The following is a 23,963-nucleotide window of genomic DNA, read 5'->3' as shown; positions in this document are numbered from 1 at the left end:
GCGCTTGGATGGCTCCTCAAGATCAACCCCACGAACAATTTGTATTCCCTGAGGAGGTATTACCACGTGGTAACGCTCTCTAATAGACCAAATATTTTAGGCGGTACTGGACGCGACCAAGAATCGACTGGATTTGCTTGGTGGTCTGGTAACGCACGTTTAATCAACCTATCTGGCAAACTACTGGGTGCCCACGTTGCCCACGCTGGTTTGATTGTATTCTGGGCTGGAGCGATGACTTTATTTGAAGTCGCTCACTTCATTCCTGAAAAGCCCATGTATGAGCAGGGCTTAATCCTGTTACCTCACCTCGCCACTCAGGGTTGGGGTGTTGGTGCTGGTGGTGAAGTCATCGACACCTTCCCCTACTTTGTTGTCGGTGTACTCCACCTAATTTCCTCAGCCGTCCTTGGCTTTGGCGGTATCTATCATGCAGTCCGTGGTCCAGAAACCTTAGAAGAATACTCTTCTTTCTTTGGTTACGACTGGAAAGATAAGAACAAGATGACCAATATCATCGGGTTCCACCTGATTATTTTGGGATGCGGTGCGCTGCTGTTAGTACTAAAAGCAATGTTCTTTGGTGGTTTGTATGACACCTGGGCACCAGGCGGTGGTGATGTTCGGATTATTACCAATCCAACATTGAACCCTGCGGTTATCTTCGGTTATGTAATCAAGTCTCCCTTCGGTGGCGAAGGCTGGATTGTCAGCGTCAATAACTTAGAAGATGTGGTCGGTGGTCACATCTGGATTGCCTTTATCTGTATTGCTGGCGGTATTTTCCACATTCTCACCAAGCCTTTTGCTTGGTCACGTCGTGCATCCATCTGGTCTGGTGAGGCTTATCTCTCCTACAGCTTGGGTGCTCTCTCCCTGATGGGCTTCATTGCTTCGCTCTTTGTTTGGTTTAACAACACCGTTTATCCCAGCGAATTTTACGGTCCTACGGGTCCGGAAGCTTCTCAAGCTCAGGCTTTGACCTTCTTGATTCGTGACCAACGCTTGGGTGCTAACGTCGGTTCTGCCCAAGGTCCCACAGGATTGGGTAAATACCTGATGCGCTCTCCCACTGGTGAAATCATCTTCGGTGGTGAAACCATGCGCTTCTGGGATTTCCGCGGACCTTGGTTGGAGCCTCTACGTGGCCCCAATGGTCTTGACCTGGAAAAAATCAAGAATGATATTCAGCCTTGGCAAGCCCGTCGCGCTGCTGAATACATGACCCACGCTCCTCTGGGTTCTTTGAACTCCGTGGGTGGTGTGGCTACCGAGATTAACTCCTTCAACTACGTATCTCCTCGCGCTTGGTTAGCGACTTCTCACTTCGTACTAGGATTTTTCTTCCTAGTTGGTCACTTGTGGCACGCTGGTCGCGCACGGGCAGCTGCTGGTGGTTTTGAGAAAGGAATTAACCGTGATACTGAGCCAGTGATGTTTATGGACAACCTTGACTAGGTTGTAAAGTTTATCTCATCACTGACAATTAAATAATTTAAAGGCTCTTGCATAAAAGCAAGGGCTTTTTTTATAGGAAAATTAGTAATCTACTGATTCAACTGAGCCACTTACCAAGGTAATTAATACTATGAGCGATTCCAATTTTATTGATGCTTTGCAATGGACAGCTGAAGCTAAGGAAAAGTTACAAAATATTCCCTTTTTTGTCCGCACTCAAGCTAAAGCCCGAATTGAACAGCTGGCTCGTGAAGCAGAGCAAGAGGTTGTGACAGCTGATTTAGTAGAACAGGCTAGGCTTGAGTTTGGACAATAAAACATTTACTTGGAAGCGAGAAAGCCGAAACCCCAAGACCGCACTGGCTCCCCTTAATCCCCTCCCCGCTTGCAGGGAGGGGAGACAAAGCGTAGCTTTGGCGGGGTGGGGTTCTTCAGGTTTAATAAGTAATCAAGCGGACATGATATTACAAATTAGTATTAGCTTCTTCCCACATTCATCGCTGCTAAAACAGCCTTCTGGCTCACATCCCTGTAAACTGTTTTCAAATACTTCATGACCACATCACTCGAAGTTGAATTTACTGCATTTTCCTCTTCCTTCGCTAGGGGAATTACTCCTAATACATCTAATATCGTCTCGCTACTGGAAGGTGTAATCACTACTAAGGATGACTCTAGTGGCTCATTGTATTGCCAGAAAGAATCAATTTTTACAGAGTATTTGTTATTAGGAATTGACTGTTGAATATCAAGCGTTTCTGGCGTATTGGGTTCAATCTTGGCACTACGTAAATGACGTAAATCGCTGATAATTTGCTCTTTGGTACGTCCGCGCAATTGAAATAGTATAAAAGGGTCTTCACTGAAGCGATCGCCTAACTGATAGTATACTGCACCAACGTGTTTGCAGGGATTTACTTTATCCGGGCAAGAGCATTTACTCTGGATATCAGCAAGGGTAAATGGAAATATCGAAAGACCATTAGCTGTGAACACTTCTTCTATATTTTGTGGCATTTCTCCTGCCAAAAGTTTGGCGGCAAAAATTGCCCTTTGGGACATAGTTTCAATTACATAACCCCACTGTTCATCGCTAAAAGGTTCCAGAGAAAGCGAAACTTTATAAGGTTCAATTTCGCTACCTTGTACCCTAGCCAATACTTTTGCACCTTTAAATTCAATGCTCAAAACATTTCCTTGACGAGCATAGTTTCTCGCACGTTCTAAACGCTTTTTAAAGCGATAGGAATCTAGCAAATCTAGCCATTGTTGTGACCACCATTCGCGGCTTGCTTGTAATGTGTAATTAGTCATAATGAATAGGGAGTGGGGAGTAGGGAATAAGCCTTTTCGATTGGTACTTAATTTGTTCAAAAATCAAATAGGAGTCCTATATACGCCTACAGATTGGAACTCTGGCACTACACAAGGACTTAAAACCTTGAATTAATTACGAATTATTCCATCCCTGCCTTGTGCCGCAACCGCTCAACTAATCCGCGTGAAAAATTCAAGTTTTGATCACGCAGACGCTCTTGGATTTTCAGGGCAGACTGTGCTAATGGTAGCGCTTCTGCGTAGCGTTCCTCCTTCTCCAGAACTCGCGCCAGCCCCACTTGAGCATCAGCCACCAAGTTTTGCCGTCCCACTTCTTGCGCCAACGCTAACTCACGCTTGTACCAGGGGCGAGCTTCTGAAGGGCGATCGCGGTTAAGGGCTAGATTTCCCAAGCAGCCGCAGTAAGATGCTTGTCGTTCTTTATTTCCCAGTTTTTCTTCTATCGCCAATGTTTGCTTGTAGTACGACTCGGCGCGATCGTAGTCTCCCTGGTTTTGGGCAACTCTTCCCAGATCGTTGAGGGCGATCGCTTCACATTCTTCATCCCCCAACTCTCGGTAAATCGCTAATGCCTCCTGATACAGTCGCTCCGCCTCTGCCCAGTCCTGGCGTTGCTGTGCAATCACTCCTTGCAACCGAATTGCAAAAGCCTTGTCCCGACGATTACCGCCCTGCTCCATTGCCTCCGCCATCTGAGCCGCCCAACTTGCTGCCCGCTCCGTCTCCGCGCGATTGTAGTAAATCCAGGCAACATCATAGGCACCCCAACCAGCATCGCTCCACTGACCGAGCGCCTTTCCCGCCTGATATCGCCACTCACCCAAGTGCACCCTCTCATCCCAGTAGCCGCGAAAGAAGAGGAAGTTAGACAAAGCTTTTTCCAAATCGATGAGCATCTGGGCAGCCTCTCGGTCTTTCAATGCACCGGGGATACCTGCTATCTCCCGCAGGGTTGTCGCCACGCCCTCTAGATTCTGCCACTCGGCTTCCACCTTGTCATGGGTTTTGTAGGCATCTTTGTCATCACCCCCGTACTTCTGGGCAAAGTCCACCCAGTAGCGCAGAGCTTTGCGTAGGGCAGTAGAGTCAAACCGAATTCCACTTAGGGGTGCAGTTCCAACGGTATCCGTTCCGCCTACAGCTGCCCGAATATATGTGCGGGTGAGGGGGTGCAGGCCAAACCGTTCTCCATCCAACTCATTCACCAAAGATAGAGTGACTAACCGCTCTAAAGAAACTTGGATCTCGGTTATGGCTAAATCCGTAGCATCTGCCAATGCTGCGGTTTTTGCTGGTGTCAGAAATACAACTAGGGCAGACAACACTGTGCGATCGTTTTCAGAGAGAGTTTTGGCAGCATCGGCAAACAGAAACCCGTAGAGATCGGGGGATTTGGCGGCATTTCGCAACCGCTCTAGGGCAACACTGATAGAGTAGCCTTTGTGTGCCACCTGTCCTAATGTCCAATCTAGCGCTAGGGGATTGCCACCAGACGCTTCATATAAAGCGGTCAATATCTCTGGCTTAGTTGCGTTTAGTTCCTGGGCTAGGCGGGAGTGTGACCTTCCCTTCTCTCTCATTAATTCCAAAGCTTCTGGCTCTAAGAGACGATCTAAGCGGATGGTGGGGGCGCTTTCCCCAGTGCGGCGGCGGCTGGTGATGATGGCTTTGTTGGGGATGGGCAGTTTCCGCAGAAACTCGGAAATCATATCGCGTTCTTCTGCATTCAGGGTTTCCAAGTTGTCCCAAATCAACAGTGTACGCCGTCCCCGCAGGGCATCAAGAAGGGCACGGCGGCGTTTTGTGGCATCAGTCATTTTCACAATATCTGTCTTTCCTAACCCCTTGGCAAATTCCCGGCAGAAGCTATCGAGAGAAGACAGGGCGAGGGTTTCTTGCCGCACTCCTTCAGTTGAGAGCGAGGTAGTCTTAGCAGAAACAAACAGGTAAGCATCAAACAAGTCTTGCTTACGGGCTAGGTGTGCTACCTCCAGCGCTAAGGCCGTTTTGCCCATACCACCAATACCATCGATCACTACATCCCAACCGCGTTCGTCGGGTGAAAGTGCTTCCATACAACGGGCAATTTCTTGTTTGCGTCCCACAAACACATCGATATACCGGGGTAGGTTATCGGGCAGACTTTCGGGGCGTTGTCCCTGTAACTGGCTTAATCGCGTTTCTAGGCTAGTGACTTCTTTTTGTTTTTCTTCTAGTTCGATTACTAAGTCCGGCGAAATTCTAATTCCAAAACTAGCTTTTTCTTCTTCTAATATCTGGAGGGCGCGACGAGCGCGGTTGAGAGTTCGCTGTAATGCTTCTTGATTATCCATAAGATTATATAAAAGATAAATCTAATATTAATACGCTGCACACTATGGAGATCCCCCTAAATCCCCCTTAAAAAGGGGGACTTTAAGAAACTCTCTTGCCCTGCTTTTTAAGGGGGGTTGGGGCGATCGCAAGCTTGTGGAATAACTCTAGTCTTTCACACTATCCCTCAGAACTCGGCGGTTCATGTTTGGAACTTGGAAGTTCGTGTTCGGAACTCGGAGGTTCATGTTCGGAACTCGGCGGTTCGTGTTTGGAACTCGGCGGTTCGTGTTCGGAACTCGGCGGTTTGTGTTCGGAACTCGGCAGTTCATGTTCGGAACTCGGCGGTTCATGTTCGGAACTCGGCGGTTCGTGTTTAGAACTTGGAAGTTCGTGTTCGGAACTCGGAATGAGAAAAATCATCGTCGCTTATATTTCAATACGGTTCACTTAAGGGACTTCCAAATAAAAAAATACTCAACTATTTCTTGTGGGGTGGGCGTCTCGCCCGCCCGTAGTCCAAGGCGGGCAAGATGCCCACCCCACAAGATTGGATAATTTATTTGTTGGAAGTCCCTAAGGGCAAAACTTTTTGTCAAAGTCAATTTTTTTAACGAACCGCAAAGGACGCAAAGGACGCAAAGGAAGAGAAGGAAGAAATGCTTAACTAAACTGTATTGGGCTATATTTGCTTAATCCAATCCTGTTCTTTGATGCCGGGACTCTAATTCAATGACCTGGCGGCGTTTCTCTTCTAATTCAATCTGCAAATCCACTGGCATACGAATTCCAAAGGAAGCAGCTTGTTCTTCCAAAATTGCTAATGCTCGTTTTGCTCTTGCTAATGCAGGTGTTACCACTTGTTGATCGGTCATAATTGGCAAGTCTGAGACTGGGGTTGAGCTTGGTAGTCCTTTCCCTCCCCGCAGCATGGCAATAGGAAAATCTTCCATCGCTGTATCAAAAAATGGAGTCTGTTCTGCCTGACGTTGGGTTCTGGCGCTCTCTGGAACGGTTTTACCCAAATGATTGATCAGATTTGAAAGCATAACTTTGGAATCGCCTGGTTGATTAGCCGCTCCTCGCAATGCCTCAATTAGATGATAAGTATAGAGACTCATATTTCCATCAGGACGTATCCAAGAAACCTGATTGCCTCTGGAAGACGTAAACACTGCCCTTCCTTGGCCCTGCTTCAAGGCATCGACCACGCCCTTGGGCAATGACGTAGCGATAAAATCAGCAGGTAGTTCACCTTTAGAAGTAGCCATACCCTCTGCGTGGCAACTATCAATTACCACCCACAAGCGCTTTGCTTGAATCTGCCGCAAAGCTTGAGTAAATTCTTGGGCAGATAGGGCGGTGTTAGCAATATCTGTGGAATTGAAGTTATGTTGCAGCAAATAATAACACTGACTTGATAAGTCAAAGCACCCATGACCAGAGTAAAAAACTACAATTGTTGCATCTTTATCAGCAGCAGCCTTTTCCTTTAACCACACCAATCCATCCAAAATTGCGCTGCGCGTCGTCTGTTCATTCTGCAATAAGCGAATATGTTCTGAATCATCCAGATAGGCACACAAGTTTGGATCGGTTAGCACTGTTTTCAGGGCTTGCACATCTTTAACTGTGACAGGCAATGAATATCGAGATTCGGCTGTTCTGCCAACCCCAATTAACAACGCATAACCGTGGGCAAAGTGATTCGACATGATGGCACAGGATAAAGAAGAAGGTGTGATATTTTTCAATATCGCATATTTGTCTATGTGATTAATTTTGCGAGGTTTGTAGTGAGCGCTAAAGCGCTGAAATTAAGGACTAAAGTCCTAACTACAAACTTATTCTGCATCATCGTCAATTATTGCACTCCGGTCAAGTATTAGTAAGTTGCGAAGTTGGTCTGTATCCATTTCAGTTAGCCATTCTTCACCAGCGCCCACAACTTGTTCAGCTAATTGTTTCTTACTTTCAATCATGTCATGAATTTTTTCTTCTAATGTGCCAGTGCAAACAAATTTATGTACTTGCACATTCCGGGTTTGACCAATCCGAAATACTCGATCTGTGGCTTGATTTTCCACGGCTGGATTCCACCATCTATCAAAGTGGAATACATGATTGGCTCGTGTTAAATTCAGTCCTACTCCGCCTGCTTTCAGAGAAAGAATCATAATCGGGGGACCTTGAGGATCGTGTTGGAAACGGTCGATCATTTCCTCACGTTGTTTTTTAGTAGTACTACCATATAAAAAGAATATTTCTCGCCCTAGCTGTTTTTCTAAATAGGGTTTAAGTAACTTACCCCACTCAGCAAATTGTGTAAAGATTAAAGCATGGTCATTTTCAGCTAAAACTTCTTCTAACATTTCTTCTAAGCGCAGAAGTTTGGCTGAATTATGTTGCTCTAATGTCGCCTGTTTCAAGTATTGGGCTGGGTGATTGCAGATTTGTTTGAGCTTGATTAGTAAAGCCAAAATCATCCCCCGGCGTTGCAATCCTTCAGCAGATTCAATCTCTACTAAAGATGTTTCTACTACTTGTTGATAAAGTGCAGCTTGTTCACCAGTTAGACCACAAAATACAGTCATTTCTTGCTTATCTGGCAAGTCTTGAATGATGTCGCGATCGCTTTTCAATCGCCGCAGTATAAATGGTTGAACTAATGAACGTAATTGAGTCAAAGAAGCTGTATCCCCATACTTTTCAATTGGCATCGCAAATCGGCGCTGGAAAAATTGCTTATTGCCTAAATACCCTGGATTCAGAAAATCTAAAATAGACCAGAGTTCTTGCAGTCTGTTTTCTACTGGTGTCCCCGTCAATGCAATGCGAAAGGTAGCTGATAATTGCCGCACTGCTTTTGATTGCTTCGCCTCTGGATTTTTCACATTTTGCGCTTCATCTAAAACAATTATCTGCCAAGATACGCTTTGCAATGACTTGATATCTCGATGAAGAAGTGAGTAGCTGGTAACGATTAAATCATGTTTTTTTACTGCTTCTAAAAATGCTTTTCCTTTTGGACGTTTGTCACCGTGATATTGCAAAATTTTCAGAGTTGGTGCAAATTTATTAACTTCCCTTTCCCAGTTACCTAAAACAGAAGTTGGACAAACCAGTAGAGTTGGATTTTCTAGTGCATCTTGTTCTTTCAAGTGCAGCAGAAAAGCAATGAATTGGATAGTATTATGGCAAATAATATTGTTAGCGACAAAATTGTGATGTTCGCTAACTTCAAAATCATAAACCCATCCTTCATAATCTATCTCTTCTATGGATTTAATCCGGCAATAAAACACCTCTTGGTCGAGCAAATTTTGCAAAGACTGCTTGGTTAAGCTTAACTGTTTTATGTCCAGGTGAGTGTATGCTGTCAGAGTTTGAGTTGTCCACTTGGAAGGTTTTAGTAGCTGATACTGCTGTTGAGCTTCTCCACTAATAATGCGGTTCATCCCAGCCATTACTGGCTGTAAACTATCTTTAGAAAATTGCTGTGAGCCATTAATATAAACAGTGTTGTGCATCCCAAAATGCCGCAACGGTAGCCCTGTTGTTGTGACTGTTTGGGCAACAATATCAGCAGCCGGAACACCCTCAATATTACTGTTGCTTATGTATTGACAAATTTCTTCTAGTTTGCCCTGTTTTTCTGGATTGCTAAAACCAATTGTTTGCAAAAATCGGCGTGCAGAATTTCCACCAATTACACCAATATAGTAGGTGCGTAAAGTCTGGGTTCCATTAGTAGCACACTTTTGCTTGGGGGAAATTCGTAACCAAATGCCGAAGCGCCGCAACAGTGCAGAAAGTTGCTGAATTAGTAAAGCTGAAGCTGTAGAAATCTCAATACTCCGCATACTCAAAACAACAGCAGATTCAGCATCGAAATAGTTTTGTAAAAAGATCCGCACACTATCTAAGTCTGCTTGCATGATCAAGGGCGGAATAGATTTTTCTGCCGATAGTTTGCCCCAAACATAACCTTTAGCTTCTAAGAATCGCCGATAGGCTTGGCTGTTAACTCGAAGACAAGAAACTCTGTTAGGGAAGGTACAGATATTAGGGCTGTTAATTTTGAGGTTATAGCGGTTTTGAATGCGTTGGCAAATTTGGAGTAAATCGTCTAGTACTCTGGTGTCTTTTTGGGATATTGTGACTCTTCCCACATCAGGTAGTTCATGCCCTTCGGCAATCTGCCAAGCGAGAAACTTAACTAAGTCAAGGTCTTGTGGTTGCCCGTTCCAAAGCGTTTTACCTGGGACACAAACATAATCACCTACCTGTAAGTTATTTGTCCAACCTTTACTTGTCAACAGCTTGTGACGATGAGTGATGGTGATACTGCTACCGTCTTCTAGCGTGACTTTTCGTAATTTCTCGCGGACTTGCTGCCGATACAATCGTCTGACATTAGCTTGGACAATTTTGCCAGTTTTTTCATCTATGGAATTAACTAATAATTGATCAGTGGGGTTAGCCCAAAATCCTTCGCCGTCAAACTCTGTTTCTCCAGCGTGAGTTGTCCAAATTGTCTCGGCTGTGCGTAACAGTCCATTTACATTTACTAGAGTATTATTTGCTATGCATTTACCTAATCCCATGTCGTCGGCGAGACACGCACCCAAGCCCCAACGTTCCAAGAATGACAGCCAAGCGGCACCTCGTTCTTGATAAGGTCGCAACTGTCCTTGAAAGCCTGTTGGTGTGGGAAAAGGTGCGATCGCTTGATTATTTGTTAGCGCCCCAATCAACTCTTGCAATGCCCCAGAAGCCTCAAAGCTGACCACTGGTAATTTTTCAATTACCTGGGTATCCCCTGTACTGAAACGCAAGGCATCTTCTAAGGAAAGTGCCATTTGGTCTTTGCGAGTGGTAAAAAAAGTTTGGGCTGTCTTGATATCTTGCGATCGCAATTCTACCCACTCACCGTTAATTTCCACTAGCGGACTATTTAAAGCCACAAGTTTATCAAACTCAGCTTTGGAAATAGTTTGTCCACCAATTGCCAATTGCCATTGGAAATTTAGTAGACTTTGCAACCCTAAACGTCCCTGCTTTGTCTTTGGGGTTTCGGCAGTAATTTTCAAACCCAAACGGTTCGCCCATCCTTCACGATTCGCTAAACTGAGAGGCAAAATTACTCCCAAACCACTGTCTTCCAACCTCCAAGCTACAGCTTTAATAAACTCATAAGCTTGGATGGGGGTGAGATTATAAAATTGGGGATATTCGGTTTCAAAACTGGGTGCGATCGCTGGGTATAATCGGGAAGCTAGCCCTAAACCTCGCAAAAATGTTTCTTGTGGTTGGTCAATTGTCCGATTTTGATAAATTAATTGCTCAACTGGATGATTCCAAATAGTTGCCGCATCTACCAAAAACTTCGGATCGTCAGCCGCTTGCAGGAAATATGCCAATGTCCAATCGGTTTCGCCAGACTCTGGAGAACGCAGTTCAAAACAGGTACGAAATAGACTTTTAAGAGTTAATTGGTATTGTAGCGGCATAGTCCAAGCCTTCAGTGCCGCTTCCAGTCGTTCCACTTCAATTGCATCTGCATTGACTGTACCAGATGCAGTAGTTAAAGCTTGCAACCACTGTCGCACTGCAACTGGTAAAGATGCGATTGCTTTAGCTTCCATTGGAGGTTGAGAACCCGCCATTTCTCGCACTTGGGCATCTATCGTATTGTTAAGAAATCCCAAAAGTAATTCTTGAGGTTCGGCTGGAAAGTCAACATAGATTGGGCATTGGGCATTGGGCATTGGGCATGGGGCATGGTTATTTTCCTTGTCCCTTTGTCCCTTTGTCCCCTTGTCCCCCTTGTCCCCCTTGTCCCCCTTGTCCCCCTCATCTCCCCCCACTCCCTCCTGATAAGTACGACAAACCAACGGCATGTTCGCAGAAAATTTTTCTACGCGGGTTCCATCTACAGCACTGTCTAAAAGTACTTGCCATCTAGTGGCAAATGCAGCATCTAATTGCCGCCCAATTATTGGTAAAAACTTGCACCGTGAGAGTAAATCTAAACTCCACCGGACAACCTGCGACCAAAAACGTAAATCCCCTCCCAAAAAGGCATCTTCCCCGTTAGTAGCATTTAGGGGAACAGCCGTGAGAAATTTTACTGCTTCGCTGGGGTTGAGACAAAAACCCTCAACTCGCCACGGTTGCAAATATTGCGGGGCATCTGTATCTAACCCTAAGCTGGCAGAATGCACAGGGAAAATCGCTGCTGTTCCTTCTCCACTGCCTTCTGGGATATAAGTTGGTAGGGCAATTATTTGCGAATGCGTTGGCAAACTAATCTCAGTAGCAATGGCGGCTTTGCGCGTTCGCCCAGTAGTAGGCAACGCAACTTGAGGTTGTTGGATGAAGTTGGTAATTGCCATGTTCTGGGAACGCAACCACTCACTCAACTCAACTGATGTCATTGCCAATGGATGTAGTGGTATATCTCCAGATCCACTCGGATCGAAATTTACTCGTGGCGATCGCCAAGTTTCTCCCCAAATAAATAAACAACCATTTTGATTTTTTAGTAACCAATTCCCGTGTAAAATCGCCATTTGCTAACTACTCAGATTTTCCCAAACAAAATTAAATAATTCAAATTGCCAATATTCTACTTTTTAGATTTTTTACCGAATATCTTTCCGGCAAATATTGCATATAATAAGTATTTCCGCAATCCATCCGCATCAAGATTATTAATTAATGGATTTTCCCCTTGTTCAAGTTTTAAAAAGCGGGATACTAGTTGAACTAGATTATATGCATCCTCAAGAACAGGAGGTTGTAAGAGCATTACTTAATGTTGTAATTGTTGAAGGTAAAACTTATCCCCAAAAGCAACCTCTATCTCCGGCAGAATTTTCAGCTTACTGGTTGAGTCAGGATGCCTTTGTTATCAGGACATCGGTTGAAGATGCTACACACAAGCCAAAAGAAATATTAGCGGCGTTTTATTTAAAACCAAACTTTCCCGGTCGGTGTAGTCATATTTGCAACGCTGGTTTTATTGTACAACCTGGGTTACGCGGTCAGGGGATAGGGCGGTTCATGGGAAAAGCGATGCTCTTGATAGCAGCTAACCTTGGCTATGAGGCAGTAATGTTCAATTTGGTCTTTGAAACTAATATACCTTCAATTACACTTTGGCAGTCGTTAGGATTTGAGATCATTGGGCGGATTCCGCATGCAGCCAAGCTAGGACAACAAGTGGTAGACGCGCTGATCATGTATCGTGCTTTGGGTTGAACGACTTATCTATCTTTGTATGTACCAGAAGTCAGTCATAGTGCATAAATGTTAGGATTGCCACAGAAAGAGAATAGCGAAAGAGAAGGAAAAAAAACTGAATGGCAGAAGTTGATAAGTCAATATCCTTCGATGGTAGGGATATTCGACTGAAAGTAGGCTTACTAGCTCCCCAGGCTGGTGGGTCGGTGTTGATAGAATCAGGGGACACATCCGTTTTAGTCACGGCTACGCGATCGCAAGCCAGAGAAGGCATTGATTTTCTTCCCCTTACAGTAGATTATGAAGAAAGGCTGTATGCCGCAGGTAGGATTCCCGGCGGGATTATGCGCCGGGAAGGTCGTCCCCCAGAAAAAACAATTCTCACCAGCCGTCTAATAGACCGTCCCATGCGTCCCCTGTTTCCCTCATGGCTACGGGATGACCTGCAAATTATTGCGATCACGATGTCGATGGATGAGTTAGTACCACCCGATGTCCTAGCAGTTACAGGTGCTTCGATCGCTACCCTAATTGCCCAGATTCCTTTTAATGGGCCAATGGCAGCAGTGCGGGTTGGTTTAGTGGGAGATGATTTCATAATTAACCCCACTTATGCAGAAATTGAAGCTGGAGACTTGGATTTGGTAGTAGCCGGTTCACCACATGGGGTGATCATGGTGGAGGCGGGAGCCAATCAGTTGCCAGAGCGAGATATTATCGAGGCAATTGACTTTGGTTATGAAGCAGTGCGGGACTTAATCAAAGCGCAGCAAGATTTAGTCGCAGAACTGGGTCTGGTAATAGTGGAAGCAGCACCACCAGAAGTAGACCAGACGCTAGAAAATTATATCCGCGATCGCGCTAGCAGCCAGATCAAGAAAATCCTCTCTCAATTTCATTTCACCAAACCCGAACGCGATGCAGCTTTAGATGTCGTCAAGGATGAAATTGCCACGACGATCAGCCAATTGTCACATGAAGACCCAATTCGAGTTGCCGCAACTGCAAATAGCAAAGCACTTGGTAACACTTTTAAAGATATTACCAAATACTTCATGCGGCGGCAAATCATCGAAGATAACGTTCGCGTTGATGGTCGCAAACTCGATCAAGTGCGTCCTGTTTCTTGTTTAGTTAATGTCTTACCAAAGCGAGTCCACGGGAGCGGTTTATTTAACCGGGAACTAACTCAGGTATTATCCGCTTGTACTCTAGGTACACCTGGGGATGCCCAAAACCTTAACGATGACATGCAGCTAGATCAACACAAGCGTTATCTGCATCATTACAACTTCCCGCCTTTCTCAGTCGGGGAAACCAAGCCACTGCGTACTCCCGGAAGGCGCGAAATTGGTCACGGCGCATTAGCAGAGCGAGCGATAATACCTGTACTACCGTCAAAAGAAGATTTTCCCTACGTGATTCGGATCGTATCGGAAGTACTTTCCTCCAACGGTTCCACCTCAATGGGTTCAGTGTGCGGTTCCACCCTAGCCCTGATGGATGCTGGTGTGCCAATTCTCAAACCCGTCAGTGGCGCAGCAATGGGTCTGATTAAGGAAGGGGACGAAGTGCGAGTCCTGACCGACATTCAGGGCATTGAAGACTTTTTGGGTGACATGGACTTCAAAGTTGCCGGCACGGATGTCGGGATTACCGCCTTGCAAATGGATATGAAAATCCCTGGTCTGTCGCTGGACGTTATTTCCCAAGCTGTCCACCAAGCTAAATCAGCCCGGTTGCACATTTTGGAGAAAATGCTCGCCTGCATTGACCAGCCGCGTACCGAAACCTCACCTTATGCCCCACGTCTGTTAACAATCAAGATTGATTCAGACATGATTGGTCTGGTCATCGGTCCTGGAGGCAAGACTATTAAAGGGATCACAGAGGAAACTGGTGCTAAAATTGACATCGAAGATGATGGCACGGTGACAATTTCGGCTGTGGATGAGAACAAGGCCAAGAGAGCCAGAAACATCATCCAAGGTATGACCCGCAAGCTGAACGAAGGCGATGTCTATGCCGGACGTATCACTCGGATTATACCCATAGGTGCATTTGTGGAATTTTTGCCTGGAAAAGAAGGTATGATCCATATTTCACAACTTGCTGATTACCGCGTTGGCAAAGTTGAGGATGAAGTCGCAGTGGGCGATGAAGTGATTATCAAAGTGCGCGAAATTGATAACAAAGGTCGGATTAATCTCACACGCTTGGGTATTCACCCAGATCAAGCAGCAGCAGCACGGGAAGCTGCGGCGGTGAATCGGTAACTCGATTTGGGATTTTAGATTAGATTAAATCTAAAATCCGCGATGCCTACTGTGAAGGCATCGCCGTATGCTTCTCTAATTAGTTGCGCGACATTTATAACAGACATTAATCAGAATTGAATCAATAAAACTTAGTCCTGATAATCCTTGTTTTGAGCGATTCCTCGCTGACTACGAACTAGAATTTTATTTTATCTAATTATGCCTAAATAGGGACAATACCCTGCGGTCAGCTAAAACTACATGAATTGCCCATACTTGAACTATTTAATAAATATTGAATTACTAAAGTACAGTAAAATAATCATATTTTAGTATAATAATATCTATTAATTCCTGAGAAATAAGCCTTACTATTAAATATTAAATTTGTCATATTTAAGAATCCAATTGAAAACTAAAAAGATTAACATTATGACATCTCTAAAAATTCTGAATGAGCATTAAATATTTATCTTGTACATTGTTGTAAATATCAATCTAAGTGACACCATGAACAATTTTAACTCTACTTATCCGCCAAAACTAGATACTTGTAATTGCCAAGTTATCCTCGATTACTTTAAGAATGCTTGGCAGCTGGAAGATATGCTGATGAAAAGTTTAGTCGGGGAAGATACATTTTATCTCAATCCCGATCCTCTGAGAAATCATCTGATTTTTTATTTGGGACATGCGGCTGTTTTCTACATCAATAAATTAATTAGTGTGGGATTATTAGAAAAACGCCTCAATCCCGACTATGAAATCCTCTTTGAAATTGGAGTTGATCCAGAAATACCAGAGGAATTAAATCAAGCGATCGCTCATCTGGAATGGCCGCAAGTTGCACAAATTTGGGAGTATCGAGAACAAGCATATACCGTAATTTCCGAACTAATTAAAACCATTCCAATTACTCTGCCAATTCATCCCACTCATCCCCTTTGGGCTTTAATGATGGGGATTGAACACCAGCGTATTCACATTGAAACCTCTTCGATGTTAATTCGCCAACTACCAGTTGAGAGAGTGAAACGTCCCCAAAACTGGCAATATGCCCCTTTTAATGGTTACACTGCTCAGAACAATATGATCGAAGTTGCTGGTGGGATAGTAAAACTCGGAAAAGCCTTTGATGATTCGACTTATGGATGGGATATTGATTATGGCGATCGCACTGTTGAAGTTGCACCCTTTTTCGCCAGTAAATATCTGATTACCAATGCCGAATTTATCTATTTTGTCAAGGCTGGTGGTTACGAAAATCAAGAATATTGGGATGAAGAATCTGGGAATTGGAAAACTCAATACAATATTCAATGTCCAAAATTTTGGTTACATGAAAATGGCAGCTACAAATATCGAGCCATGTTTGATGAAATCGACTTACCCCTAGATTGGCCTGTGGAAGTCAATCATTATGAAGCAATGGCTTATTGTCGTTGGCAAGGTAAAAATACTCGTTTAATGAGTGAAGCCGAGTACCATTTAGCAACTTATGGTAACGGTTTGATCGAAAATATAGACAATTTCAATCTCAATTTCAAATTTGGCTCACCTAGCCCCGTCGGAATGTTAGAAAGTGCAAAAAGTCACTCTGGATTGTACGATTTACGGGGTAATGTTTGGGAATGGTTGAGTGATAATTTAAACCCGCTTGCCGGATATGAACCTCATTTTCTTTATAAAGACAATTCTGCAATCTTTTTCGATACTAAGCATCAGATGATGTTAGGGGGATGTTGGATAACTAATGGTACAGAAGCTTTAAAATATTACCGTAATTGGTTTCGTCCCAATTTTTATCAGCACTCTGGTTTTCGGATTGTTCAAGATTTGCAAGCGTAGAAAGGCACAAAAAAACTCAGTGAATCAACCGAAATAGGGTGAACTCCAAAAATCATATGCAGCATAAGTTGCTGCTCTCCTAAAAACCAAGCAGTTAATCGGATTAAGTCATTGAGTTATGTTAAGTAAATAGCATCAGAATAAGATTTGTTGTTAGTTGAAATCGTTGTCTGCAACTGTGTAAAAAATTGCCATAATCACCACTGATGATTAGCCACGATTAAAGCCTCTGCTGCCGAACTGTTCAAGGGCTTCGAGAAAAAGTTTCCCTGGCCATATTCACATTTCATTGCTCTCAGGAGTGCTAATTGTTCTGCCGTTTCCAAGCCTTCTGCTGTGACAGTTACACCTATTTTTTTAGACAGGGTGACAATTGTCTCAACAATATCTAAATTTCCTTCATCAACACTGCTTCCACTAACGAAGGAGCGGTCAATCTTCAACTCATGAATCGGAAAGTGGTGAAGGCGACCTAATGAAGAATAGCCTGTACCAAAGTCATCAATTGCCAACTTAATTCCTAAATTTCTGAGTAGATTTAACGTGGTGGTGACATTCTCGCCGTTTTCCATAATTACGCTTTCTGTGATCTCCAATTTCAAACTCTGTATATCTAAACTAGTCTCCTGTAAGACTTGATTGATGTGCAGCAGTGGCTTTTGTTGACTGAACCAAGAACTACAAAGATTGACGCTAATCGTCAAGGCTTGCTCACCCAACTTCCCTGATTTTGGAGGGAATCGCTCTTGCCACTGCTGTGTCTGGCGGCATGCTTCACGCATTACCCACTCATCAATTAAAATACTCAGCCCAGTTTCTTGAGCAGTTGGCAGGAAATCTTCTGGTAAAATAATACCCCGTTGTGGATGCTGCCACCGCACCAGTGCTTCAAAACCAGTTATCTTCCCGGTAGTGAGTGACACAATTGGTTGATAATGAATCCGAAACTCCTGACGTTCAATAGCTCGTCGCAGAGCGGTCTCCAACTGCAAGTGTGCCATTGCCTGAATATGCATATCAGTATTAAACATCTCGTAGCGCACCTTGTCTTGTGCCTTAGCTCGGTACATTGCAATGTCGGCGTTACGCAGAAGGTCTTCTGGTTGGTTATAATCTGTGATGCTCAAGGCAATACCAATACTGACTGTGGTAAACACTTCTTGCCCATCTAAAATTATGGGAAGTGCCAGTTTTTCTTGTATCTGTTCAGTCATGCGTACTACGTGGTTGACATCTTGAATTCCTCCCAATAGGATTGTGAACTCGTCTCCTCCCACCCTTGCAGCTACATCTATAGAGCGCAGGCATTCCTTTAGCCTTTGAGCAATAGTGAGCAGTACTTGGTCACCAAATATGTGTCCCAAGCTGTCGTTGATGAATTTGAAGCGATCTAAGTCTAGAAACAGCACGGCAAATAAATAATCTGAATGCTGCTTTGAATAATCGATCGCATTTCTGAGGCTATTCATAAATAAAGTGCGGTTTGGCAACCCCGTTAATGCATCGTGAGATGCCAAATGTAGCAGTTGTGATTCTGCTCGCTTACGCTCTATAACTTCAATTAGCAATTCCTGATTTTTTTTCGCTAGTTCTGCTGTTCGTTCTCTCACACGACTTTCTAGCTGATCATGAGCTATTCGTAACGCCTCTTCTGCTTGCTCTAGTTTCTGATTCTTTTGTGAAAGTTTTTGAATGTAAATTGCGATCGTTTGGATGAGGTTATTGAAGGATATTGACAATAAACCGATTTCATCTGATGTAGTGACAGGAACTCGCAAAGTAAAATCTGATGAAGAACTAACAAGTTGAGCAACCTGAGTCACAGCTTCAATCGGCCGGGCGATCGCTCGACTGGTAGAGAAGGCTAAGACAGCAGCGAACAAGACTGAGAGTACCATACTGATAGGAATAATCTGGTTTCGCAGGTCTTCTGCTTTTGTCAAGGCGTACTTTGCTTCTTTCTCTTGCTCTCCAGCACTTTTAATAAAAGTTGTGAGCTCGTAAGCAGAGCTAACAACTGCACCAAATTCGGGGCTACCTGTAAAGTCTGTAATTAGTTTCTTAGTTGCACCACTTGATTGTGGTTGTAACATCTGCGGCTTTATCTGGTTGAGCAAGACTTCAAGCTGTTGGTAGAATTTTTCCGCCGCCTGATAATCTTTGGACAACAAACGATCCAAGTCTTTTGTAGCTGTGGTTTGTGGCGATCGCTGAAGTTCGTTGATCAGCTGCTTAATTTTTTCTGCTCGCTCAGGCAATTCCGACTTGTGTTGCTCAAACTCTTTCGGCTTTTTGAGTAAAGGTACAAACTCTCTGGTAGGTAGAGTCCGAAGCATGGCTACTTGCAAGTCACTCAACAGCTGACCTTGTTGATTAGCACTGTCTTGACTGGTACTCGCTTGTTGCTGGTAGTAATTGCCAAGGGTCAATCCAGCGATCGTTCCTCCTACAGCAATGCTCAGAGCTACAGCATAGCCGCCAATAATTTTGTTTCTCAAACTCAAACGATGCAGGATGTCTGATATCCTGTTTGAACGAGTTTGTAATGGGATAAATCGACAAATGAGATTGGGTTGACTCTTCACAAGATTCTGGCTTTTAGAGTAAAGAATTCTGCTACAGTTATATAAAGTAGCCTTCATTCTTGTACTCTAACCAGTACAGCAGGGCGCAAATAAACCAACCATTTAAAATAAGTCAAAACCTTATTTGGTAAGCTTTCTTAATTTTGAATTCTACGTAACGGTACTACGGCTAGGTGTTCTATCAAACCCTTCGGAAGAGTCTAAAACTTTGTTGCAGCAAAGGTTTTAGATTAGCTGGCATTTTATAGGAGCTACTCTAAATATTACTCCCACTACAGTGATGAAACAGAGCTAATTAACTCTCAACAGTGTTGATAATAGAAGGCAGTAGAAGTTCTGGTGAACTCATCCACCAGCGAATAATTCTTTCTTCTTTAACGCTGCACTGTACGGCACCCCCCACTGCTGTTAGATATGTAATAACCTCTGGCAAAAGCTGACGAATTATTTTGCGTGTTCCTTGGGCAGTAAAAATTTCTACTTCCCCAAATGATTTTTCCATATAGACTGAGTAGAATCCCATATCTCGCAAGGAATTAATTAATCTTGGGTCTGACTGCTCCCGCGATAAAGTAATGTGCAGCTCCTCTTGACGAAATGTTCCAGGTGCTAAAGATGCCAAGTTAAGCTTAAAAGGAATTTCGATTTCTGGATTGAAAGATTTTTCCTTAATTTCTACGTCAACGGGAATATATTCCGCCTCAATGTACCCTTCTATAGCTTCAGAATTCTCCTCTAAGTAGCGGAGAATACTAGCAAAGTTTTCTCGAAGCTGTGAGGCATATTTAGTTTTTATTGTCAAATGCTTTTTTGGAGGACGATGAGCAAGTCCTTCGGGATGACCTGAGAAGTCGGAATTCCAAAAGTTATGAGTCTCGATCAGAAATTTTTCAAAAGGAGTTGAAAGCGTCTGAGCATCTATATGAATGTGAAACTCACCTACTAATGCTGGACGAGTAGATTTACGCACAATTGTGTTTGTGGGGGCTTTGCTGTTATTCGTCATATTCACGCAAGCTTTTTAAATAGTTCAATTAACCATAGCCCTGAGAAAGTTAAGCCACTACCGTAATATTACTGAAACTTTATCTGGGCTTTTTATAAGAAACTTTCTGGATGCGTGACAAATTAAAAATTTTTCGGTTTGTCAAAAGTCAAATCAAGGAAAGCAAGAAGTATTGTGTTGTCAAATTTGGTAGTGGTCTGAGAAAAATATCCTTTGTATCAACTAGCGATCGCGAGAACAACCCCAGTCAAAGCGACTAGGAATTAGATTAATAGTTGCTAGCTGAGTGTATTAAAGTTGACCATTATCAAATGTATCGTTGTCAAAGCTACTTAAGAGTTATAAGTTATAAGTTATGATTTATGAGTTTTATTACTAACTCCTAATTTCTAACTTTTTACCTGTACTGATCGTGAATCTACGCCGCCTGATTCCAATTTTTGATATTTCCGTCTCCAACTGGGCATTAGAAGCGCGGTTGTTGCGGTGGTTAACGTTGATTTGGCTGTTCGCTGGCTTAATCATGCTATTTTCCGCATCCTATCCCGTTGCTGATGTCCGTCAAAATGATGGGTTGTACTACTTTAAGCGTCAACTGCTTTGGGTGTTAGTTTCCTTAATCGGATTCAATATTATTGTGAATTTGCCGTTGCAGAAAATTTTGGGACTATCCCATTGGTTTTTGTTGCTGTTTTTGGCGTTAATTTTTGTCACACTGATCCCAGGATTGGGAAGAAAGGCTTTTGACGCAGCGCGTTGGATTGCGATCGGGCCAATTCCGATTCAACCGTCAGAATTAATTAAACCCTTTTTGGTGCTGCAAAGTGCGCGGCTTTTTGGTCAGTGGGAACGAATCAGTTGGCGGGTTCGCTTGGCTTGGTTGGGTATTTTCGGTCTGGTACTTTTAGGAATTCTTGCCCAGCCTAACTTGAGTACAACAGCACTTTGCGGCATGACTATCTGGCTAATTGCTCTAGCAGCTGGCTTACCTTACAAGTACCTGGGAGGAACAGCAATTGGTGGAGTGCTGTTGGCAATACTGAGTATTAGTATTAAAGAGTATCAGCGTAAGCGGGTGATGTCATTCCTGAATCCGTGGGCAGATGCTACAGGAGATGGCTACCAGTTGGTGCAAAGTCTACTCGCCGTAGGTTCTGGTAAAACTTGGGGTTCTGGATATGGGCTTTCTCAACAAAAGCTGTTTTATTTACCAATTCAGGATACCGATTTTATTTTTGCCGTGTTTGCTGAAGAGTTTGGCTTTGTTGGCAGTATGGTATTGTTAGTACTTTTAGCTACATTTGCCACTCTCGGATTAATTGTGGCGCTGAAGGCTAAAAATATAGTACATCGATTGGTAGCGATCGGCGTGACGATTTTGATGGTAGGACAATCATTGCTCCACATCGGTGTTGCTACAGGTTCTTTACCGACTACTGGCTTACCTTTGCCCATGTTTAGTTATGGTGGTAATTCCATGATTGCCAGTTTAATAGCTGCTGGGTTGCTGATTCGGGTAGCACGCGAGAGTAGTGAAGCTGAGGTAGTACCGTTGCGAAAACCCTTGGTTGAAAATGGGCGCAGACGCCGAGCTTTTCAGAAAAATAAGAATTGAGCTAGTACGCCTTTGCACGATCAAATTGAATAGACTATGGAAGACCTAAAACAAACAATAATCAGTTATTCCAGCAGAAACCTCGAACAGCGCAAAAATTGGTATTCTCCAGCAGCAGAAGCTTACAACAAGGCAAGACCCCGCTATCCGCAGGATTTGATTCGCCAAGTTGTGGAACTTGCTCAACTCTCCACTGACTCAAAAATTCTGGAAGTGGGATGTGGCCCTGGAACTGCAACAGTAGGCATCGCTCAATTGGGTTGCTCTATAATCTCCTTAGAACCCAATCCAGATTTTTTCCAGTTAGCTCAACAGAATTGTCAACCGTATTCTAATGTAGAGATTCAAAATACATCGTTTGAAGAGTGGAAACTTAAGCCACTTGAATTTGATGCTGTTTTAGCGGCGAGTTCTTTTCATTGGATATCACCAGAAGTTGGATATCCAAAAGCAGCAAATGCCCTAAAAGAAAATGGCTACCTGATTTTATTGTGGAATAAGGAACTTCAACCCAGCTACGAAGTGTACCAAAGCTTATCGGAAGTCTATCAAGTACATACTCCATCTCTTGATCGATATGAAGACCAAGAAACTCAAGAATATATCTTGAGACAATTAGGAAATATGTCCATTGATTCGGGGCAATTCAAAGACTTAATATCTGGACAAGTTAGATCAGAAGTAACCTACACTGTTGATGAATATTTAACACTTTTGAACACTTACTCACCATACATAAAATTAGATCCACACAACAAAGAGTCTTTATTTTCAGGATTGAGGCATCGCATAGAAAATGATTTGGGAGGCAGTCTTCAACTTTCATATATCTCTGCTTTTCACATCGCCCAAAAAGTTATCTCTAAGGTAAGGGAGTTTTAAATGGTTCCCGCAAAAACAAAAATGGGCGGGCATCTTGCCCACCCATTTTTGTTACCTTCTGATTAGGGAAAATTTTGGATAAGCGAATTGCTTATGACTGATCTAACCGCCGTTGCCATTCAGCGTCAATTTGTGCAGAACGCTCAACTTCTTGGTCGAGTAAGTCAGTTTCGCTAGAATACACTAAATCTTCGTTGCCAATGACTTTTTCTGTTGCAAATTGTTGAGCATAGTCGATTTTTTGTTGCAAAGGTGCATCAGGACTTGCCAAGAGCCTTGCTCTGGAAATGCGATCGCGGTTGCGATCGCCTATTTTGCGATTACGCCACCGAATCCAGAAATAACGCAATAAGGGTATGCCTAAGAAACCTGCTCCATAAGCCAATAGCAGCCAATAAATTCCTTGCACAAAACCTACAAAAGCCCCCAGATCACCTAATCGGGCGGCAACTGTGCCATCTTTCAACAAACTTCCCAGTACTAAAGCACCAACAAAATTTAGTACACCTAATCCAGCACTCAGCATAATTTGCCCGGAACTTGCGGCACTAAAACGCCAGAGAAATTCCTCCAAGTGATCTGATATTGAATGACGGCGTTTTTTAGTTGCACTCACCTGCAACTCTGGGAAATAATAAACAATTTGCCCTTCTGGACTTACCCCCGGTTGCCCATTAAATCGCGTCAGAACGGGCAGCATATAATCTTCGTACTCTTTTGTATATCCCTCGCCAATCTCATCCAAATATGGAGAAATTTGTTCCGCTACCACTGCGCCACGGTTCATCCGAATCACCGTAGCAATTTCTTGCCAGCGACGTTCTTCTAAGTTGGCGTTAGGATTACCATCGCCAAACAAAAACGAAAAGACAGCTTCAAAGAAATTCAGATTGCTTTCTTCGCGCCTTTCACGTCGCCGTTCCTGGTTTTGGGTGTCATAATTTGGGCTAAGATACCAGAATAAATTTGGAAAATAGAAGAACCCGCCACCGAAATTACTGCCCCGACTGTTGCCGTTACGGTCTGAGTTGGTAGAGGTAATGATAATGTAGATGGTAACAGTTATCAGGATGATAGAAACAGTTAAGAAAATTCCAAAAGAAATGCGAATCAAGTAAAACAGAACACTCCAGACCTTTTTCCACCATTCCTGCAATCGTAATCGGAAGTATTTATTACGCAAAATTGCTCGAAAATTTTCTGGGAAAAGGTAAACTATATCACCTGAATCCGCTACCTGCAAATGTCCCCCAGCATCAGATGCCAGGGCTAACAAGCTTTGATTAGCTTCAGCGACGTTCAATCCTGCCTGAGTTGCCACATCTCCAACGGTGACACGGTAACCCAGCTGTTCCACAGCTTGCATGATGGTGGGACTGGGAGCCATTGCTCTCCTCTCCTGTTGAAACTTA

Annotated in this window: 15 protein-coding genes and 1 pseudogene; 8 read left to right on the top strand and 8 right to left on the bottom strand. The window is 43.6% G+C overall.

What is annotated here, in order from left to right:
• The 3 genes and pseudogenes from HWQ38_RS40570 to HWQ38_RS24030 all read left to right on the top strand — a co-directional run.
• Nucleotides 1-83, top strand: a pseudogene (locus tag HWQ38_RS40570) (photosystem II protein D2); the annotation flags it as partial.
• On the top strand, nucleotides 67-1,458 hold the full coding sequence (gene psbC / locus HWQ38_RS24035) for a photosystem II reaction center protein CP43 (RefSeq protein ID WP_292798601.1): 1,392 nt from the start codon (nucleotides 67-69) through the stop codon (nucleotides 1,456-1,458). The pseudogene HWQ38_RS40570 and the gene psbC, both read left to right, overlap by 17 nt.
• 130 nt (nucleotides 1,459-1,588) lie before the next feature.
• Nucleotides 1,589-1,774: a PCP reductase family protein gene (locus HWQ38_RS24030; protein WP_292798595.1), complete on the top strand. Its 186-nt coding sequence runs from the start codon at nucleotides 1,589-1,591 to the stop codon at nucleotides 1,772-1,774.
• 161 nt (nucleotides 1,775-1,935) lie between these two features.
• Here the strand turns inward: HWQ38_RS24030 and HWQ38_RS24025 are convergent, their stop codons facing one another.
• The 5 genes from HWQ38_RS24025 to HWQ38_RS24005 all read right to left on the bottom strand — a co-directional run bounded on the left by HWQ38_RS24025 (nucleotide 1,936) and on the right by HWQ38_RS24005 (nucleotide 11,684).
• Nucleotides 1,936-2,772, bottom strand: coding sequence for an SWIM zinc finger family protein (locus HWQ38_RS24025; protein WP_292798593.1), 837 nt, complete (start codon nucleotides 2,770-2,772; stop codon nucleotides 1,936-1,938).
• 143 nt (nucleotides 2,773-2,915) lie between these two features.
• Nucleotides 2,916-5,129 carry a tetratricopeptide repeat protein gene (locus tag HWQ38_RS24020; protein WP_292798591.1) on the bottom strand — a complete coding sequence of 738 codons (2,214 nt, stop codon included), beginning with the start codon at nucleotides 5,127-5,129 and terminating at the stop codon, nucleotides 2,916-2,918.
• Between the two features lie 160 nt (nucleotides 5,130-5,289).
• Nucleotides 5,290-5,532, bottom strand: a complete 243-nt coding sequence (locus HWQ38_RS24015; protein WP_292798589.1) for a hypothetical protein — start codon at nucleotides 5,530-5,532, stop codon at nucleotides 5,290-5,292.
• 269 nt (nucleotides 5,533-5,801) lie between these two features.
• A complete protein-coding gene (locus tag HWQ38_RS24010) occupies nucleotides 5,802-6,824 on the bottom strand; it encodes a caspase family protein (protein ID WP_292798587.1) in 1,023 nt (340 codons plus the stop codon).
• Nucleotides 6,825-6,953: 129 nt separating this feature from the next.
• Entirely contained in the window at nucleotides 6,954-11,684 is a 4,731-nt protein-coding gene (locus tag HWQ38_RS24005; protein ID WP_292798585.1) for an SNF2-related protein, read from the bottom strand.
• A 148-nt stretch (nucleotides 11,685-11,832) separates the two neighbouring features.
• On the opposite strand from HWQ38_RS24005, the gene HWQ38_RS24000 reads away from it, so the two are divergent.
• From HWQ38_RS24000 to ovoA, 3 genes are all read left to right on the top strand, one after another.
• A complete protein-coding gene (locus tag HWQ38_RS24000; protein ID WP_292798583.1) occupies nucleotides 11,833-12,375 on the top strand; it encodes an N-acetyltransferase in 543 nt (180 codons plus the stop codon).
• A 101-nt stretch (nucleotides 12,376-12,476) separates the two neighbouring features.
• Nucleotides 12,477-14,633, top strand: coding sequence for a polyribonucleotide nucleotidyltransferase (locus HWQ38_RS23995; RefSeq protein ID WP_292798581.1), 2,157 nt, complete (start codon nucleotides 12,477-12,479; stop codon nucleotides 14,631-14,633).
• Between the two features lie 492 nt (nucleotides 14,634-15,125).
• Nucleotides 15,126-16,463, top strand: coding sequence for a 5-histidylcysteine sulfoxide synthase (gene ovoA / locus HWQ38_RS23990; RefSeq protein ID WP_292798579.1), 1,338 nt, complete (start codon nucleotides 15,126-15,128; stop codon nucleotides 16,461-16,463).
• Between the two features lie 197 nt (nucleotides 16,464-16,660).
• On the opposite strand, the gene HWQ38_RS23985 is transcribed toward ovoA, so the two are convergent.
• Both HWQ38_RS23985 and HWQ38_RS23980 read right to left on the bottom strand, forming a co-directional pair.
• Entirely contained in the window at nucleotides 16,661-19,048 is a 2,388-nt protein-coding gene (locus tag HWQ38_RS23985; RefSeq protein ID WP_292798577.1) for an EAL domain-containing protein, read from the bottom strand.
• Between the two features lie 295 nt (nucleotides 19,049-19,343).
• Entirely contained in the window at nucleotides 19,344-20,054 is a 711-nt protein-coding gene (locus HWQ38_RS23980) for a hypothetical protein (protein ID WP_292798575.1), read from the bottom strand.
• Nucleotides 20,055-20,466: 412 nt separating this feature from the next.
• Between HWQ38_RS23980 and HWQ38_RS23975 the strand changes: the two genes are divergently transcribed.
• Both HWQ38_RS23975 and HWQ38_RS23970 read left to right on the top strand, forming a co-directional pair.
• The gene (locus HWQ38_RS23975) at nucleotides 20,467-21,669 is read left to right on the top strand and encodes an FtsW/RodA/SpoVE family cell cycle protein (protein WP_292798573.1); all 1,203 of its coding nucleotides are present in this window, start codon (nucleotides 20,467-20,469) and stop codon (nucleotides 21,667-21,669) included.
• A gap of 36 nt (nucleotides 21,670-21,705) precedes the next feature.
• Nucleotides 21,706-22,551: a class I SAM-dependent methyltransferase gene (locus tag HWQ38_RS23970; protein WP_292798571.1), complete on the top strand. Its 846-nt coding sequence runs from the start codon at nucleotides 21,706-21,708 to the stop codon at nucleotides 22,549-22,551.
• A 91-nt stretch (nucleotides 22,552-22,642) separates the two neighbouring features.
• Here the strand turns inward: HWQ38_RS23970 and HWQ38_RS23965 are convergent, their stop codons facing one another.
• Nucleotides 22,643-23,938 (bottom strand): hypothetical protein, encoded by a 1,296-nt coding sequence (locus HWQ38_RS23965; protein ID WP_292798569.1) that lies wholly within the window; start codon nucleotides 23,936-23,938, stop codon nucleotides 22,643-22,645.
• Between the last annotated feature and the right edge of the window lie 25 nt (nucleotides 23,939-23,963).

The sequence above is a fragment of the Nostoc sp. NMS7 genome, assembly GCF_017115085.1.
In the GTDB taxonomy this organism is placed as follows: domain Bacteria; phylum Cyanobacteriota; class Cyanobacteriia; order Cyanobacteriales; family Nostocaceae; genus Nostoc.
This window is presented reverse-complemented; position numbering and strand designations above follow the sequence as displayed.

Excerpts from the sequence above, each read along its gene's own strand:
- HWQ38_RS24030 (WP_292798595.1), top strand. The coding sequence starts at position 1,589 with ATGAGCGATTCCAATTTTATTGATGCTTTGCAATGGACAGCTGAAGCT.
- HWQ38_RS24025 (WP_292798593.1), bottom strand. The coding sequence starts at position 2,772 with ATGACTAATTACACATTACAAGCAAGCCGCGAATGGTGGTCACAACAA.
- HWQ38_RS24020 (WP_292798591.1), bottom strand. The coding sequence starts at position 5,129 with ATGGATAATCAAGAAGCATTACAGCGAACTCTCAACCGCGCTCGTCGC.
- HWQ38_RS24015 (WP_292798589.1), bottom strand. The coding sequence starts at position 5,532 with ATGATTTTTCTCATTCCGAGTTCCGAACACGAACTTCCAAGTTCTAAA.
- HWQ38_RS24010 (WP_292798587.1), bottom strand. The coding sequence starts at position 6,824 with ATGTCGAATCACTTTGCCCACGGTTATGCGTTGTTAATTGGGGTTGGC.
- HWQ38_RS24005 (WP_292798585.1), bottom strand. The coding sequence starts at position 11,684 with ATGGCGATTTTACACGGGAATTGGTTACTAAAAAATCAAAATGGTTGT.
- HWQ38_RS24000 (WP_292798583.1), top strand. The coding sequence starts at position 11,833 with ATGGATTTTCCCCTTGTTCAAGTTTTAAAAAGCGGGATACTAGTTGAA.
- HWQ38_RS23995 (WP_292798581.1), top strand. The coding sequence starts at position 12,477 with ATGGCAGAAGTTGATAAGTCAATATCCTTCGATGGTAGGGATATTCGA.
- ovoA (WP_292798579.1), top strand. The coding sequence starts at position 15,126 with ATGAACAATTTTAACTCTACTTATCCGCCAAAACTAGATACTTGTAAT.
- HWQ38_RS23980 (WP_292798575.1), bottom strand. The coding sequence starts at position 20,054 with ATGACGAATAACAGCAAAGCCCCCACAAACACAATTGTGCGTAAATCT.
- HWQ38_RS23970 (WP_292798571.1), top strand. The coding sequence starts at position 21,706 with ATGGAAGACCTAAAACAAACAATAATCAGTTATTCCAGCAGAAACCTC.
- HWQ38_RS23965 (WP_292798569.1), bottom strand. The coding sequence starts at position 23,938 with ATGGCTCCCAGTCCCACCATCATGCAAGCTGTGGAACAGCTGGGTTAC.